This is a genomic window from Isoptericola sp. NPDC019571 (assembly GCF_044389385.1).
Taxonomy (GTDB): Bacteria; Actinomycetota; Actinomycetes; order Actinomycetales; family Cellulomonadaceae; genus Isoptericola; species Isoptericola nanjingensis.
This window is the reverse complement of the sequence record NZ_JBIRXZ010000005.1, coordinates 140,683-155,580: the sequence shown is the minus strand read 5'-3', so window position 1 is coordinate 155,580 and position 14,898 is coordinate 140,683. Positions and strand designations below refer to the sequence as shown.

The window sequence follows — 14,898 nt, the reverse complement described above, 5'->3', positions numbered from 1 at the left end:
ACCGGCCGGTCAGGGCGCCGCCGCGCCGCAGGAGCCCCGGACGGTGAGCCGCGGCAGCAGGGCGACGTGCCGCGGCGACCCGTGAGCCCCCGGCACCTCGCCGCCCTCGTCCCCCACGATCCGCCCGACGAGCACGCGCAACGCCTCGCGGCCCAGCTCGCGGCGGGGCGGGGTGACCGTCGTGAGCGGGACGACGGCGAGCTCCGCGTTCTCGTCGTCGTACGCCACCACGGCGAGGTCCTCCGGCACGCGCAGGCCGCGGTCGAGCGCCGCCTCGACCAGGCGCGCGGCGTGGTCGTCCGTGTGCACGAGGACGGCGCGCGTGCCGGTGTCGCGGCACCGGTCGAGGAACGCGGACAGCTCGCGCTCGAGCCCGGCCGGGTCGCCCTCGCCCTTGGGCAGCGACACGTCCGGCCCCGGCTCGACGCCGAGCCGGGCGACCGCCGTCGCGAAGCCCTCCCGCACGTGCGGGGCGGTCGGCGTCCGGTCGTACACCGCCAGGCCGATCCGGCGGTGCCCGAGCCGCGCGAGGTGCTCGACTGCGAGCACCGCCCCGTGGGCGTGGTCCGACCGGACCTGGTCGAGCTCGCTCAGGGCGGTGAGCCCGTCGACGCGGCGCTCGACGACCACCACCGGCACGGGCACCGACCGCAGCCACGCCGCGAGCTCCTCCGGCGACCGGTCCCGGGTGGTGGGGGCGACGACGATCCCCTGCACGCCGAGGCCGACGAGCCGGTCCACCTGGGCGGCCTCCACCTCGGGCCGGTACTGCGAGACGCCGAGCACGAGACGCACGTGCAGGCTGGGCGCGAGCGCCTCCATGCCGCGCACGAGCGGCGGGAAGTGCACCGTGGAGCTCGGCACGACGACGCCGACCAGCACGCGGGCGGCCTGCGGCTCGCGGGCCGAGCGCACGGTCACGGCACCGCCGTGCACCCGCGCCAGCCGCCCCGCGCGGTCGAGCTCGACGATGTCGCGGCGGATGGTCACCTCGGCGACGCCGAGCGCGGCGGCCGCCTCCGCCGAGCGCACGCTCCCCCGCAGCTCCACCTCGCGCAGCAGGTACTCGTGCCGGGCCGTGGGCAGGTGCATGGGTGGTCCTCCGTCGTCGTCGAGCGGATCGGGTCGTCGTGGCAGAGCAGCACCGTAGCCGACGATGTCCGGGGATGATCGGAAATGTTCGGACCTTCCGCGACCGCCTTCCGCTGGGCGAGGATGCCGAGGTGACACCCGCCGCGACGACGCCCGCCCGCACCACGAGCACAGCCACGACGGGAAGGACGACGGGTGCCGCGACGTCCGACCCGCGTCTCGCGCCCGCGCGCCGCTGGACCCGCGAGCGGTGGCTCGCGACCGCCGACGGGCTGCTCGAGGCCGTCCGCCCCTTCGCCTCGCCGGGCGGCGCGCTGATCACGCTGCCCGGGCCCGTCAGCGGGTCGGGCACCTGGAGCGACGGGCTCGAGGGGTACGCGCGGACGTTCCTGCTCGCGGCGTTCCGCCTGCGCGGCGAGGACGGTCGTGACCCGCGCGGGCTGCTCGAGCGGTACGCCGCCGGGCTGCGGCACGGCACCGACCCCGCCGGCGACGAGCGCTGGCCCCGGGTCGACGAGCGGCGGCAGGCCGTGGTGGAGGCGGCGTCGGTGGCGATCGGGCTGTCCGAGACGCGGCCCTGGCTGTGGGACCGGCTCGACGACGGCACCCGGCAGCGCACGGTCGACTGGCTGGCCGGCGTCGTCGGCACCCGCGGGTACACGAACAACTGGCTGTGGTTCCAGAACGTCATCGAGGCGTTCCTGGCGAGCGTCGGCGGCCCCTGGGAGCAGGCCGACCTGGACCACAACGCCGAGACCGCCGAGGCGCTGTACGTGGGCGACGGCTGGTACTCCGACGGCCAGGGCCGCGACGGACGGCGGCAGAACTTCGACCACTACGCGGGGTGGGCCTGGCACGTCTACCCGCTGCTGCACGCACGGATCCAGGGCCGCCCGCTCGACGCCGTGCACGCCGGGCGCCTGCGGGCGTACCTCGACCAGGCCCGGCACCTCGTCGGATCGCGCGGGGCGCCGATGCTGCAGGGCCGCTCGGTGACCTACCGGCACGCCGTGCTCGCCCCGTTCTGGGCGGGGGCGATCGCGGACGCGACGCCGCTGTCGCACGGCGCCACCCGCGCGCTCACCGCCGCGGTGGCCGGGCACTTCGACGCCGCCGGCGCGGTCGACGACCGCGGGCTGCTGCCGGTCGGCTGGCACGGCCCGTACGACCGCGTGCGCCAGCTCTACACCGGCGGGTCGTCGCCCTACTGGGCGAGCAAGGGCTTCCTCGGCCTGCTGCTCGGCGCCGACCACCCCGTCTGGACGGCGGCGCCCGAGCTGCCCGAGGCCTGGCAGGAGCCGCACGCCGTGGCGCTCCGGGCGCCCGGGTGGCTCGTGAGCGCCACGCCCGCCGACGGCGTCGTGCGCCTGCTCAACCACGGGTCCGACCGCGCGATCGAGCACGCGCTGGCGCCCCGCGGCGACGACCCGTTCTACCGACGTCTCGCCTACTCCGGCGCGACGTCCCCGCAGCTGGGGGCGGCCGACGTCGCCGCCCCGCTCGACTCGCACACCGCGCTCCTCGACGCGCGGGGCGTGCCGTCCCACCGCGACGCCGTCGAGCGCGTGCACCTGGACGACGCCGTGGCCGTGTCCCGCTCCCGGGTCTGCTGGCTCGACGTCCCCGGCGGCGCGCCGGACGACGAGGGCCCGGCCGCCGCGCGGCCCGCCGTCGGACCGGGCGACGACGCCGGGTGGGCGGGCCTGCGCCTCGGCCCGGTGCTCACGACCGCGTCGGTGGTGCGCGGCCCGGACGAGGTCCGGCTGGCGTGGTGGACGCCCCCCGCGACGGCGGTGCCCGGCCGCGCGCCGGCGCCGGGCACCACGGCCGAGGACCTGGACCGGGACGCCGCGTGGCCCGTCGACCCCGGCCCCTGGCGACTGCACGTGGGCGGCTGGCCGCTCGCCGCGCCGAAGGACGGGGCGCTGCACGTCGAACGGAGCGCCGACCGCTCGGGCACCCTGGTCCGGGTCGTCCGCGACGACGGCACGTCGTCGTCCGTGCGCGCCCTCCGCGTGACCGGCCAGGACGACGGCGCACCGGACGCCCTGCCGACCACCTCGCCGGACGTCTCGCTGGACATCGTCGGGGCGGCACGCCGCACCGGGTCGGACCCGTTCGGCGCGGCGTCGGCCGTGCCCTGGCTGCGCACGTCGGGGTCGGTCGACGCCGGCGAGGTGGTCGCCGCACTCGTCGTGCTGACGGGCGAGGACGGCGCACGACGCCGACCGGTACCCGCGGTGCGGGTGCTGCCCGGCGCGGACGAAGGCCCGCCCGTGGCCGTGGAGGTGCGATGGCCGGACGGCCGCGTCGACACCGTCCCGACGGGCGCACCCGCCGCGGCGGCCACGACGGGCACGACAGGCACGACGGGCACCGCCGGGGCGGCGTCGTGACGCGGCTGCGCGCCGCCTTCGCCGTGCGCCACCCCGACCTCGTCCCCGAGCTGTTCGACGACGCCGCGGTGGCCAGGCTGCGCAGCGTGGCCGACGTGGCCGAGGGCGTGCTCACCCCGGACGCGCTGGCCCGCGGCGGCGACCCGGGACAGGGGCCGGCCGGCGGTGCCCTCGCGGACGTCGACGTGCTCCTCACCGGCTGGGGCGCGCCCCGCCTCGACGACGCGCTGCTGCGGCGCGCGCCGCGACTGCGCGCCGTCGTGCACGCCGCCGGGTCGGTGAAGCCGCTCGTCACGCCCGCGCTCTGGGCGCGCGGCGTGCGGGTGTCCAGCGCCGCGGCCGCGAACGCGCGCCCGGTGGCCGAGTACACGCTGGCGACGGTGCTGCTGGCGGGCAAGCGCGTGCTCGAGGCCGCGGACGCCTTCGCGTCCCACCGCCGCTTCGACGGCTGGTCGCTGCCCGACCCGCTGGGCAACCACGGCCTGACGGTCGGCGTCGTCGGGGCCTCCCGGATCGGCCGGCAGGTGATGCGGCTGCTCGCGCCGTTCGACGTCGACGTGCTGCTGCACGACCCGTGGGTCGACGCCGACGCGGCGCGTGCCCTCGGCGCCACCGCCGTGTCGCTCGACGACCTCGCACGGGCGAGCGACGTCGTCACCGTGCACGCCCCCGACCTGCCGGAGACGTACCAGATGATCGGCGCGCCTCAGCTGGCCCTCATGCCGGACGCCGCGACCCTGGTGAACACGGCGCGGGGGCGCCTGGTCGACACCGCGGCGCTCACGCGGGAGGTGCTGTCGGGGCGGCTGCGCGCCGTCCTCGACGTCACCGACCCCGAGCCGCTGCCCGCCGACCATCCCCTGTGGGACGCCCCCGGGGCGCTGCTCACGCCGCACGTCGCGGGGTCGCTGGGCAACGAGCTGCGGCGGCTCGGCGACCTCGCCGTGGGCGAGGTGGAGCGCCTCGCGGCCGGTGCGCCGCTCGGGCACGAGGTGCTCCCGGAACAGCTCGGCACCACCGCCTGAGCGTCCCGCGTCGTCGCCGGTCCGGTTTTGCACGTTTCCCGACCGGATGCGCGGACTCCTCGCACGATGGGCACGTCCGCCGACGGACAACGCACCCACCGTCACGAAGGAGTGACCCACCGTGGTCGACGTCAGCCGCCGTACCGTCCTCACCTCCGCCCTCGCCGCCGGCGCGGTCGCCGCGCTCAGCGCGCGCACCGCGAGCGCCGCACCGGCCACGGCCGCGGTCCCGTCCGCCCCCGCCGGGCACGACCCGGTCGACGTGCGCTGGCTGGAGGGCGGCGCCCCCGCCGCCCTCGCCGGCGGCGCCACCTGGGGCGTGCCCTGGCCGCGCGGCGCCCTGGCCGGCGACCAGGCCTTCGCCCTGACGACCGCGGCCGGCGAGGCCGTGCCCGTGCAGACCTGGCCCACCGCCTGGTGGCCCGACGGGTCGCTGAAGTGGACCGCGCACGCCGTGAGCGAGTCCGCGCCGCGGGCCGAGTCGTACCGGCTCGCGCCGGGGGCCCCCGCGAAGGGCACCCACGCGATCACGGTGCGGGAGAACCCTGGCCGCGTCGTGGTCGACACGGGGGTCGTGCAGGTCGAGTTCGGCCGCCAGGGCGACAAGGTCGTCCGCGCGATCCGCCGCGACGGCGCGGTGATCGCCCAGGACGGGCGGCTCGTCGCGCAGCGGCAGGACTCCCCCGACACCGGCCGCGGCGCGAAGGTCGGGTCCGAGGCGTTCGCCGGGACGGTCGAGAAGGTCACCGTCGAGCAGTCCGGGCCGGTGCGCGCGGTCGTCAAGGTCGAGGGCAGGCATCGCAAGGGCCGCCGCGACTGGCTGCCGTTCGTGCTGCGCTTCGCGCTGTTCGCCGGCTCGGACGGGATCCGGCTCGTGCACACGTTCGTCTTCGACGGCGACGAGGACAAGGACTTCGTCACCGGGCTGGGCGTGCGGTTCACCGTCCCGATGCGGGGCGAGCTCTACGACCGGCACGTCCGCTTCGCCGGGCCCGACGGCGGCGTCCTCGCCGAGGCGGTGCGCGGCGTCACCGGGATGCGCCGCGACCCGGGCGAGGCGGTGCGTGCCGCTCAGGTCGAGGGCCGGGCCCTGCCGGACCCCGCCACCTGGGACCAGCGGGTCACCACCCGCCTGAAGTGGATCCCCGCGTGGGGCGACCACAGCCTGTCGCAGCTGACCGCGCACGGGTTCGAGATCCGCAAGCGCACGGGCTCCGGGCACTCGTGGATCAGGTCGGACGCCGGAGGCCGTGCGCCCGGCCTCGGCTACGTCGGCACGCCGGCGGGCGGTCTGGTGTTCGGGATGCGGAACTTCTGGCAGCTTCACCCCACGGAGCTGGAGATCACCGGCGCCGCCACCGACGAGGCCGACGCCACGGTGTGGATGTGGTCGCCGCGGGCCGAGGCGATGGACCTGCGCTTCTACCACGACGGCATGGGCCAGGACACCTACCCCGAGCAGCTCGACGCCCTCGAGATCACCTACGAGGACTACGAGCCCGGGTTCGGGACGCCCTACGGCGTCGCGCGCACCACCGAGCTGATGTTCTGGGCCCTGGCCGCCACGCCCACCGCCGCGCGGTTCGCCGAGCTCGCCGCGGCGACCGCCACCCCGCCCCTGCCCGCGAGCACACCGGCCCACAACCACTCCGCGGGCGTGTTCGGGTCCTGGTCCCCGGTCGATCGGTCCACCACGGCGAGGGCGACCATCGAGGACCGGCTGGACGCGATCCACCGCTACCACCTGGAGCAGGTCGACCAGCGCTCCTGGTACGGCTTCTGGGACTACGGCGACGTCATGCACTCCTACGACGGCGACCGGCACCAGTGGAGGTACGACGTCGGCGGCTACGCGTGGGACAACTCGGAGCTGTCGACGGACCTGTGGCTCTGGTACCACTACCTGCGCACCGGCGACGCCGCCGCGTTCCGGTTCGCCGAGGCCATGAGCCGGCACACCGGCGAGGTCGACCAGTACCACCTGGGCGAGTGGAAGGGCCTCGGGACCCGGCACGGAGTGCAGCACTGGGGCGACAGCGCCAAGCAGGTCCGCATCAGCAACGCGAACTACCGCCGGTTCGCCTACTTCCTCACGGGCGACGAGCGCTCCGGCGACCTGCTGCACGAGCTCGTCGACTCCGACCGCACGTACCTGGTCCTCAACGCGGGCCGCAAGGTCGACGGGTCCACCGGCGAGTACGACCCGGACCCGACGGCGCTCCCGCTGAGCAAGACCACGGACTGGGGCGCCATCGCCGGGGCGTGGCTCACCGAGTGGGAGCGCGGCGGCGACCCGAGGGCGAAGGAGCGCCTCCTGGCGAGCGCGCGGTCGATCGCGGCGCTGCCCAACGCGTGGGTCCAGGCCGGCTCCACCTACGACCTGGAGACCGCGACGTTCAGCTCCGGACCCGAGAAGGCGGTGGAGGTCGGCAGCCTCAGCTCCGTGTTCGGCCTGGTCGAGGTCATGACGGAGCTCCTCGACCTCGTCGACGAGCCGGAGGTCGAGGCCCGCTGGGTGGAGTTCTGCCGGCTCTACAACAGCTCGAAGGCCGAGCAGAAGGACGCGACCGGCTCGGACTGGGGAAGCCTCAACCTCAAGCAGTCGTACGCCCGCGCCACCGCGTACGCCGCCGTGCGCCTCGACGACGACGTGCTCGCGGCGCGCGCCTGGAAGGAGCTCGCGACCGGGCACGCCGGCTACCCGGACGACATGGACTGGGGCACGCACCGCGTGGAGCCGCCCGCCGTCCTGCGGGCGGTCGACGAGGCCGGCTTCTCGTCGAACGCGTCCGCGCAGTACGGGCTCGCGGCGATCCAGTGCCTCGCCCTCGTCGGGGAGAAGCTGTCGTGAGCGCCCGACGTCGCCCTGTCGGCCGTGTCACGACGGCCGCGCTCTGCGCGCTCGTCGCCGGCGCCGCACTCGGAGATCCGACCGCGCACGCCGCCGTCGGGCGACCCGGCCTGGCCGGTCCCCGCCCGGACGCGGCGCTGCTCGAGCGGTGCACCGGCACCGACCCGGTCGTGTGCACCTACCCCGACCTGTCGCCGGGCCACTACGACGTCACCGTCATGCTGGGCGACCGGCACGGCCCGGCCGGCACCGAGGTGCAGGCGGAGGCACGGCTCCTCATGGTCCCCGAGGTCCACACCGCCGACGGCGAGCTCGCCCGCCGCACGTTCACCGTCAACGTGCGCGACCCCGAGAGCCAGCAGAACCAGCCCGTCGGCGAGGGCACCGCCGGCCTCACGCTCACGTTCACCGGCGACGCGCCGCACGTCGCCGGGATCGGGATCCGGGCCGCCGACGCCCGCACCCCGCGCATCGCCCTGCTCGGCGACTCCACCGTCACCGACCAGGGCGGTGCGCCGTACACGGGTTGGGGCCAACGGCTGCCGGCGCACCTCCGGCTCGGGGTGAGCGTCATCAACCACTCCGGCTCCGGCGAGAGCACGGTCTCGGTGCTGGCCGAGCCGGAGATGTTCGACGCCCTGGTGCCGCAGCTGCGCCCCGGCGACCTCGCGCTCGTGCAGCTCGCGCACAACGACAAGACCACGACCGCCGAGCAGTACCGCGCCAACCTCACCGAGATCGTCACCCGGGTGCGGGCCACGGGGGCCACGCCCGTGCTCGTCACCCCGATCGTCCGGCTCCGGTTCGACGGCGACCAGCTGAGCTCCACCGGCCTCGTCGAGACCGCCGCCGGCAGCCTGCCCCAGCACGTCCGCGACGTCGCCGCCGACCTCGACGTCGACCTCGTCGACCTCACCGCGCTGAGCGAGGAGCTGGTCGAGCGGCTCGGACCCGTCGACGCCCAGCCGATCTACCTGGTCCGGGAGAACGGCGACCGCACCCACACCTCGTGGTACGGAGCCGGCGTCTACGCCGACCTCGTGGCCGACGAGCTGCACCGGCTCGGCCTCGTGCCGGAGCGGTACTGGCGCTGAGTCCCGTGCCCCTGTGGCTCAGATCCGCCCGCGCACCGGCGTGGTCTCGGCGTCCGTGCCGCCCTCGGGCATCACCATCTCGGCGCGGACGCCGAGCAGCCGCACCTCGCGGCCGGGCTCCAGCCCGGCCGCGAGGTCGAGCACCGCGGCGGTCACCTCCTCGAGGGAGCGCGTCGGTGCCGGGAGCTTCCGCGAGAGCGTCCGCGTGAAGAACGGCGCGTAGCGCACCTTGAGTCCCACCCGGAACACCGCCCGGCCCTCGGCCTCGGTGTCCGCGTGCGCCTGCGCGGCGAGCTCGCGCAACGCCGCCGTGACCTGGTCGGTCGTCGTGAGGTTGCGCTGGTAGGTGGTCTCCCGGCTGTGCCCGCGGGCCACCCACGGGGTGTCGTCGACGACGGCGGAGCCCTCCCCGCGCCCCAGCTCCCCGTACCAGGCGCCCATCCGCGGCCCGAGCTCGCCGACCAGGACGGCGTCGTCCGCGGCGGCGAGCTGCGCGACGGTGTCGAGGCCGTGCGCCGCGAGCCGCTTCGACACCCGGGGGCCCACGCCCCACAGGTCGGAGGTCGGACGCTCCCCCATCACCTCGAACCAGTTCTCCGCGGTGAGCCGGTAGACACCCGCCGGCTTGCCGAACCCCGTCGCGATCTTCGCGCGGACCTTGGTGTCGCCGATGCCGACCGAGCAGCGCAGGTCGGTCGCGTCGAGCACCGCCCGCTGCGCGTCGTGCGCGAACGCCTCCGGGGCCTCGCCGTCGTACCCGAGGAACGCCTCGTCCCAGCCGAGGACCTCGACCACCGTGCCCAGCCCGCGCAGCGCCCCCATCACCTGCGCGGAGGCCGCCTCGTACACCGGGTGGTCGACCGGCAGGATCACCGCGTCCGGGACCTTGCGGGCCGCCACGCGCAGCGGCATCCCCGACCGGACGCCGTACGCCCGCGCCTCGTACGACGCGGTGGAGACCACCGCCCGCTCCGTCGGGTCGCCGCGCCCACCGACGATCACCGGCCTGCCCGCGAGCTCCGGGCGCCGCAGCACCTCGACCGCGGCCAGGAACTGGTCGAGGTCGACGTGCAGCACCCAGCGGAAGCGGCGCGCGCCCATGCCCCGAGTCTGCGTCACGACGTCCCGCCCGCGCCGCGCGGGGACGTCCGCGCGGGGACCGTCGTGCGGAAACCTACGCGGGGCCCGTCGGCGGGGAGACCAGCGCGCCGAGGTCCGGCGGGCTGTATCCCGACCCCTTCAGCACCTTGCCGTCCGCCCGCCGCAGCACGCAGCCGTCGGCGTCCACCTTGCTCATGTTCGAGCGGTGGACCTCGACGAACACCGCCGGAAGGTCGATCCCCAGCGCGTCGGCGGCGCCGTACGTGACGTAGAGGACGTCGGCCAGCTCCTTCGCCACGGCCCGGTACGCGGCGGCGACGTCGCCGCCCTCGGCCAGCGCCGTCGCGAGGTCCGCGAGCGCCTCGGCCGCCTCCCCGGACTCCTCTGCCAGCAGCGCCCGGCGGTGCTCCGCCAGACCCGGTCGGGCGGTCTCGACCTCGAGGTCGAACGCCGCACGGAACTCGGCGACCCGTCGCATCGGCTCGTGGTCCATGCCGGCACCGTAGGCGGTGCCGGGCGCGTCGTCGAGCGGGTGAGGACCGGGCGAAAACCGGGGGCGCACGCATTCCCGGCCCCGTGGGCCGCTCTCTCCCAGGGCGACCACCCCCGGGTCGCACCTCCCCCTGGAAGAGAGCACCACCATGTCCGTCTCCACCCCGACCCACCGCACGACCGCCGGCACCCGCGCACCGAGCGCCCCCGCCGCCCGTCGGCTCCCGAACGCGCTGGCCGAGCAGGTGGCGCTGCGGCTCGACGTCGCCGTCACCGCCCTGGCCCGGTTCCTGACCCGGTGGTCCGTCCCGGCTCTGCGGGTCGCGCTCGGGCTCGTGTTCCTCGGCTTCGGCGTCCTGAAGTTCTTCCCCGGCGCCAGCCCCGCCGAGGAGATCGCGGGCCGCACCGTCGAGACGCTCACGCTCGGGCTCGTCCCCGCCACGACCGCCGTCGTCCTGGTCGCCGTCATGGAGACCTTCATCGGGCTCACCCTGGTCTCCGGCCGCCTGCTGCGGGTCGGGCTGGTCGTCCTCGCCGTCGCGATGGTCGGCATCCTGTCCCCCGTCGCGCTGTTCGGCGACGAGCTGTTCGGGCACGGCATGACCCTGCTGGGCCAGTACGTGCTCAAGGACGTCGTCCTGGTCGCGGGCGCCGCCGTCGTCGCGGCCGTCGCGCTCGGCGCGCGCCTGCGCCTGGAGGCCTGACGAGACAGGCGCCCTCGCACCACCCCGGAGCCTCCGGCCGTCCCCCGGCCGGAGGCTCCGGTGCGTCCACGTGTCCGGATGGTGAGAAGTCTCCGGACGGCCCTGGCGTTCGTCCGACCGGCTGCTATACCTCCGCGCAGGTCACGAGCCCCAGCGCGAAGCCCCGGCTGGCTGGGCAGCAACCCCCATGTCACGGCGGGGTGCTCCGGGAGATGACCTGGCCGCCGGCCGGCCCGTCCCCGCGGGTCGAGACGCCGTGCGGCAAGCGTGATCGACGGACTGCGAGGGACGACCCATGACCGAGAACACCCGCCCCGCCACCCCCTCCGTGGTGGTGGTCTCCGGCAACCCGCGCGCGGGCTCGCGCACCGTGACCGCGGCGGAGGCCGCCGCCAGCCGCGTCGCCGAGCTGCTCGGCACCGCGGACGTGGCGACGATCGAGCTCGCGGCGTTCGCGGGCGAGATCCTCACGGCCGCGCACCCGGCCGCCGACGCGGCGAAGGAGCGCCTGGCGCGCGCCACGGTCGCCGTCGTCGCGACCCCCGTCTACAAGGCCTCCTACACGGGCCTCCTCAAGGCGTTCCTCGACCTCTACGGGCCCGACGGCCTGGCGGGCGTCGTCGTCGTGCCGCTCGTCGTGTCCGGTAACCCGGCGCACGCCCTCGCCGGCGAGGCACACCTCCGACCCGTGCTCGTGGAGCTGGGTGCGGTCGTGCCCACCCGCACGCTGACCCTCACCGAGGCCCAGCTGCCGGAGCTCGGCGAGGCGCTGGACCCCTGGTTCGCCCGCTGGGCGACGCCGTTGCGCCGGGCCGCCGGCGTCCCCGTCCCGTCGGCCACGACCACCACCCCCACGGCCACCCCCTCGACCACCCCCTCGACCACCGAGCTGACGGGAGCCGCCCTGTGACCACGGAACACGCCCACCAGCGCACCGACCTGTCCGCCCTGTCCGAGATCGAGGAGCTCCTGGCCCAGCAGGACGAGCCCCAGCTGTCCCCGGACGAGTTCAAGACGGTGTTCCGCCAGCACCCGGCCGGCGTGGCCGTCGTCGCGCTCGAGCACGCGGGCCGCCCCGTCGGGTTCACCGCCACGTCCGTGATCTCCGTGTCCGCCGCGCCGCCCCTGCTCGCGTTCTCGCTGGCGTCCACGTCGTCGTCCTGGCCCGCCGTCTCGGCGGCCAGCACGCTCGCGATCAGCTTCCTCGCCGACCACCAGGACGACCTCTCCGCCCGCTTCGCCACCAGCGGCATCGACCGTTTCGCGGGGGGCGGCTGGACGGCGCTGCCCTCGGGCGAGCCCGTCATCGACGGAGCCGTCTCCTGGGTGCGCGCCCGCGTGCTGCAGCGCACCCCGGTCGGCGACAGCTACCTGGTCTCGCTGCGCGCGCTGCAGTCCGGGTCGGACGGGACCTCGCCCCTGGTCTACCTCGACCGCACCTACCACCGGCTCGGCGACGAGTCCGCGATCTGACGGGACAGCGACACATGACCGACCTCACCACCCCCTTCGTCGTCGGGCTCGACGTCGACGGCGCGGGCGCCCACCCTGCGGCAGCCCCCGCGACAGGCCTCACGCCGGCCGAGCTCGTCGGGGCACCTCGCCTCGCCCGCGGCGTGCGGCGTGCCGAGAACGCCGGCGTCACCTTCGCGACGTTCGCCGACGCGCTGCTGCCCGCGGTCGCCGGGTCGCCCGGCTCCGCGCGGCTCGACGCCGTCACACGCGCGGCGTTCGTGGCCCGCACCACCACCGCGATCGGCCTGGTGCCCCAGGTCCCGGCCACCTACCCGGAGCCGTTCCACGTCGCGGCCCAGCTCGCCTCCCTCGACATCGTGGCGGGTGGCCGCGGCGGCTGGCTCGCCGCGGCCACCCGCACCCCGGAGACGGCCGACGCCTACGGTCGCGAGCCTGTCGCCGATCTCGCCCGCGAGGCCCGCGACGTCGTGCAGGTGGTGCGCGACCTCTGGGACTCGTGGGAGGACGACGCCGTGATCCGCGACGTCGCGACCGGACGCTACGTGGATCGCGACCGGCTGCACCACGTCGACTTCGTGGGCGAGACCTTCTCGGTGAAGGGCCCGCTCATCAGCCCCCGGCCGCCGCAGGGGCAGCTCGTGGTGCTCGCCCCGGCCGGCGACGTCGCGCCGTCGGTGAGCGACGATCCCCTGGTCGACGTCGCGCTCGTCGGCGGCTCCGACATCGCGGCCGCCCGGGCGGCGGCGCGCGCCGCGACCGCCCCCGCGCCCGGCGCGGACGACGGCGCCGCACTGGCGGTGGTCGACCTGGAGGTGGTGCTCGACGCCGACGGCCGCACCGCACGGGCCCGGCTCGCCGAGCTCGACGCCGCGACCCCCGCCGGGGCACGCACGGGCTGGGGGGCGGGTGCCCTGCGGTACTCCGGCGACGCCGCGGGCCTGTCCGGTCTCCTCGCCCGGCTGGCAGCCTCGGGCGACGTCGCGGGCGTGCGGCTGCTGCCCGCCGTGCTCGACGTCGACCTGCCGGTGCTCGCCCGTGACGTGCTCCCCGCGCTGCGTGCCGCCCGGCTCACCGCAGCGCCCCGCGCGGGCGCCACCCTGCGCGAGACGCTCGGGCTCCCGCGCCCCGCCAACCGCTACGACACCCGCCCCGGCGCCGGCACCCGGGCGCGGCACGCCGCCCCGCACGCCGCCGCGATCGCCTGAGGAACCCCGATGACCGCACCGACGACACCGCCCCACGCCCCCGACGCCCCGATCACCCGCCCCCGCGCGCAGGTGCACTTCGGCGTCTTCTTCCAGGGCGTCAACCACACCACCATCTGGTCCGACCCGGAGTCCGGGTCGCAGACCGACTTCGCGTCCTTCGAACGCGTGGTCCGCACGGCCGAGCGCGGCCTGTTCGACGCGTTCTTCCTCGGCGAGGGCCTGCGCCTGCGCGAGACCCGCGGCCGGATCCACGACCTCGACGTCGTGGGCCGGCCCGACGCGATCACCCAGCTCGCCGCGCTCGCGGCGATCACCGAGCGCATCGGCCTCGTGGCCACGCAGAACACCACGTACCACGACCCCGCCGACCTGGCCCGGCGCCTCGCGAGCCTCGACGTCCTGTCCGGCGGGCGGGCGGCGTGGAACGTCGTCACGACGGACAACGCCTGGACCGGCGAGAACTTCCGCCGCGGCGGGTACCTCGACCACGCCGACCGCTACGAGCGCGCGGCCGCCGTCCTCGCGGTCGCCCGCGGCGTCTGGGACGCGTTCCCGGACGCCACGGGCGGGGCCGGGGAGGGAACGGTGGCACGCGTGACCGTGCCCGGCACCGACCTGCGCACGCCTCGCGACCTGGTCCTCGACGCCACCACGCCCCGCAGCCCGCAGGGCCACCCGGTGATCTTCCAGGCGGGCGACTCCCCGCAGGGCCGCGACTTCGCCGCCGCGCACGCCGACGTGATCTTCTCCCGGCACGGCGCGGTGCTCGCCGACGCGCTGGGGTTCGCCGCCGACGTCCGCCGCCGCGTCGTCGCCGCCGGGCGCCCGGAGGACGACGTGAAGATCTTCCCCGGCACCGCGATCGTCGTGGGCGACACCCCGGCCGAGGCCGAGGAGAAGGCCCGCTGGGTGCGCCGCGCCCAGGTCACCCCCGCCACGGCGCTGTCGATCGTCGGCAACATCTGGGGCGAGGACCTCTCGTCCTACGACCCGGACGGCCCGCTCCCGGCGCACGACCCGGTGGTCGCCGAGCTCGGCGGCGAGCGCGGCTCCGCCACGACCGGCGCGCGCACGCACGAGATCGCGCGGCAGTGGCGCGCCGTCGCCGAGGCCGAGAACCTGTCGATCCGCGAGCTCGTCGTGCGCAACGCGGGCGAGCGCGGCTTCACCGGCACCCCCGAGGCCGTGGCGGACGAGCTGACCCGCTGGGTGCGCACCGGCGCCGTCGACGGGTTCAACCTCAGCCCGTGGATCGTGCCGTCAGGCCTCGACGACGTCGTGGACAGGGTCGTGCCCGCGCTGCAGGAGCGCGGGGCCTACCCCGCCGCGTACGAGGGCGGCACGCTGCGCGAGCACCTCGGCCTGCGCGCACCGCTGACCCGTCGTGCCCGCGACCGGTCCGGGGTCCTCGACGCCGACAGCGAACCGACGCCTGTACCGGTGCCCTGAGCACGTACGC

At 76.2% G+C, this 14,898-nt stretch carries 12 protein-coding genes and 1 riboswitch; of the genes, 9 read left to right on the top strand and 3 right to left on the bottom strand.

Annotated elements, in window-relative coordinates:
• Positions 1-9: 9 nt before the first annotated feature.
• Positions 10-1,092 carry a substrate-binding domain-containing protein gene (locus ACH443_RS10905; RefSeq protein ID WP_430556732.1) on the bottom strand — a complete coding sequence of 361 codons (1,083 nt, stop codon included), beginning with the start codon at positions 1,090-1,092 and terminating at the stop codon, positions 10-12.
• A 131-nt stretch (positions 1,093-1,223) separates the two neighbouring features.
• On the opposite strand from ACH443_RS10905, the gene ACH443_RS10900 reads away from it, so the two are divergent.
• From ACH443_RS10900 to ACH443_RS10885, 4 genes are all read left to right on the top strand, one after another.
• Positions 1,224-3,488, top strand: coding sequence for a DUF2264 domain-containing protein (locus tag ACH443_RS10900; RefSeq protein WP_430590309.1), 2,265 nt, complete (start codon positions 1,224-1,226; stop codon positions 3,486-3,488).
• Positions 3,485-4,513: a hydroxyacid dehydrogenase gene (locus ACH443_RS10895; RefSeq protein WP_430590308.1), complete on the top strand. Its 1,029-nt coding sequence runs from the start codon at positions 3,485-3,487 to the stop codon at positions 4,511-4,513. Before ACH443_RS10900 ends, ACH443_RS10895 begins: the two co-directional genes overlap by 4 nt.
• Before the next feature lie 121 nt (positions 4,514-4,634).
• On the top strand, positions 4,635-7,364 hold the full coding sequence (locus ACH443_RS10890; RefSeq protein ID WP_430590307.1) for a Tat pathway signal sequence domain protein: 2,730 nt from the start codon (positions 4,635-4,637) through the stop codon (positions 7,362-7,364).
• Positions 7,361-8,458, top strand: a complete 1,098-nt coding sequence (locus ACH443_RS10885; RefSeq protein WP_430590306.1) for a rhamnogalacturonan acetylesterase — start codon at positions 7,361-7,363, stop codon at positions 8,456-8,458. The genes ACH443_RS10890 and ACH443_RS10885 overlap by 4 nt, the downstream gene beginning before the upstream one ends.
• 18 nt (positions 8,459-8,476) lie before the next feature.
• On the opposite strand, the gene ACH443_RS10880 is transcribed toward ACH443_RS10885, so the two are convergent.
• Together ACH443_RS10880 and ACH443_RS10875 are read right to left on the bottom strand one after the other, a co-directional pair.
• Complete coding sequence (locus tag ACH443_RS10880) at positions 8,477-9,559, bottom strand: DNA polymerase IV (RefSeq protein ID WP_430590305.1); 1,083 nt, start codon at positions 9,557-9,559, stop codon at positions 8,477-8,479.
• 73 nt (positions 9,560-9,632) lie between these two features.
• Positions 9,633-10,052, bottom strand: coding sequence for a hypothetical protein (locus ACH443_RS10875; RefSeq protein WP_430590304.1), 420 nt, complete (start codon positions 10,050-10,052; stop codon positions 9,633-9,635).
• A 148-nt stretch (positions 10,053-10,200) separates the two neighbouring features.
• On the opposite strand from ACH443_RS10875, the gene ACH443_RS10870 reads away from it, so the two are divergent.
• From ACH443_RS10870 to ACH443_RS10850, 5 genes are all read left to right on the top strand, one after another.
• A complete protein-coding gene (locus ACH443_RS10870) occupies positions 10,201-10,755 on the top strand; it encodes a DoxX family protein (protein ID WP_429763660.1) in 555 nt (184 codons plus the stop codon).
• A 139-nt stretch (positions 10,756-10,894) separates the two neighbouring features.
• Positions 10,895-11,029, top strand: a riboswitch (SAM riboswitch).
• A 21-nt stretch (positions 11,030-11,050) separates the two neighbouring features.
• Positions 11,051-11,665 carry an NADPH-dependent FMN reductase gene (locus ACH443_RS10865; protein ID WP_430590303.1) on the top strand — a complete coding sequence of 205 codons (615 nt, stop codon included), beginning with the start codon at positions 11,051-11,053 and terminating at the stop codon, positions 11,663-11,665.
• A 29-nt stretch (positions 11,666-11,694) separates the two neighbouring features.
• The gene (locus tag ACH443_RS10860) at positions 11,695-12,228 is read left to right on the top strand and encodes a flavin reductase family protein (RefSeq protein WP_430556825.1); all 534 of its coding nucleotides are present in this window, start codon (positions 11,695-11,697) and stop codon (positions 12,226-12,228) included.
• A 14-nt stretch (positions 12,229-12,242) separates the two neighbouring features.
• Positions 12,243-13,436 (top strand): nitrilotriacetate monooxygenase, encoded by a 1,194-nt coding sequence (locus tag ACH443_RS10855; protein ID WP_430590302.1) that lies wholly within the window; start codon positions 12,243-12,245, stop codon positions 13,434-13,436.
• 9 nt (positions 13,437-13,445) lie between these two features.
• Positions 13,446-14,888, top strand: coding sequence for an LLM class flavin-dependent oxidoreductase (locus ACH443_RS10850; RefSeq protein WP_430556221.1), 1,443 nt, complete (start codon positions 13,446-13,448; stop codon positions 14,886-14,888).
• The last annotated feature ends 10 nt before the right edge of the window (positions 14,889-14,898 follow it).

Bases quoted from the DNA above. Each gene is read 5' to 3' on its own strand.
- ACH443_RS10870 (WP_429763660.1), top strand. From the start codon at position 10,201: ATGTCCGTCTCCACCCCGACCCACCGCACGACCGCCGGCACCCGCGCA.
- ACH443_RS10875 (WP_430590304.1), bottom strand. From the start codon at position 10,052: ATGGACCACGAGCCGATGCGACGGGTCGCCGAGTTCCGTGCGGCGTTC.
- ACH443_RS10865 (WP_430590303.1), top strand. From the start codon at position 11,051: ATGACCGAGAACACCCGCCCCGCCACCCCCTCCGTGGTGGTGGTCTCC.
- ACH443_RS10905 (WP_430556732.1), bottom strand. From the start codon at position 1,092: ATGCACCTGCCCACGGCCCGGCACGAGTACCTGCTGCGCGAGGTGGAG.
- ACH443_RS10880 (WP_430590305.1), bottom strand. From the start codon at position 9,559: ATGGGCGCGCGCCGCTTCCGCTGGGTGCTGCACGTCGACCTCGACCAG.
- ACH443_RS10855 (WP_430590302.1), top strand. From the start codon at position 12,243: ATGACCGACCTCACCACCCCCTTCGTCGTCGGGCTCGACGTCGACGGC.
- ACH443_RS10850 (WP_430556221.1), top strand. From the start codon at position 13,446: ATGACCGCACCGACGACACCGCCCCACGCCCCCGACGCCCCGATCACC.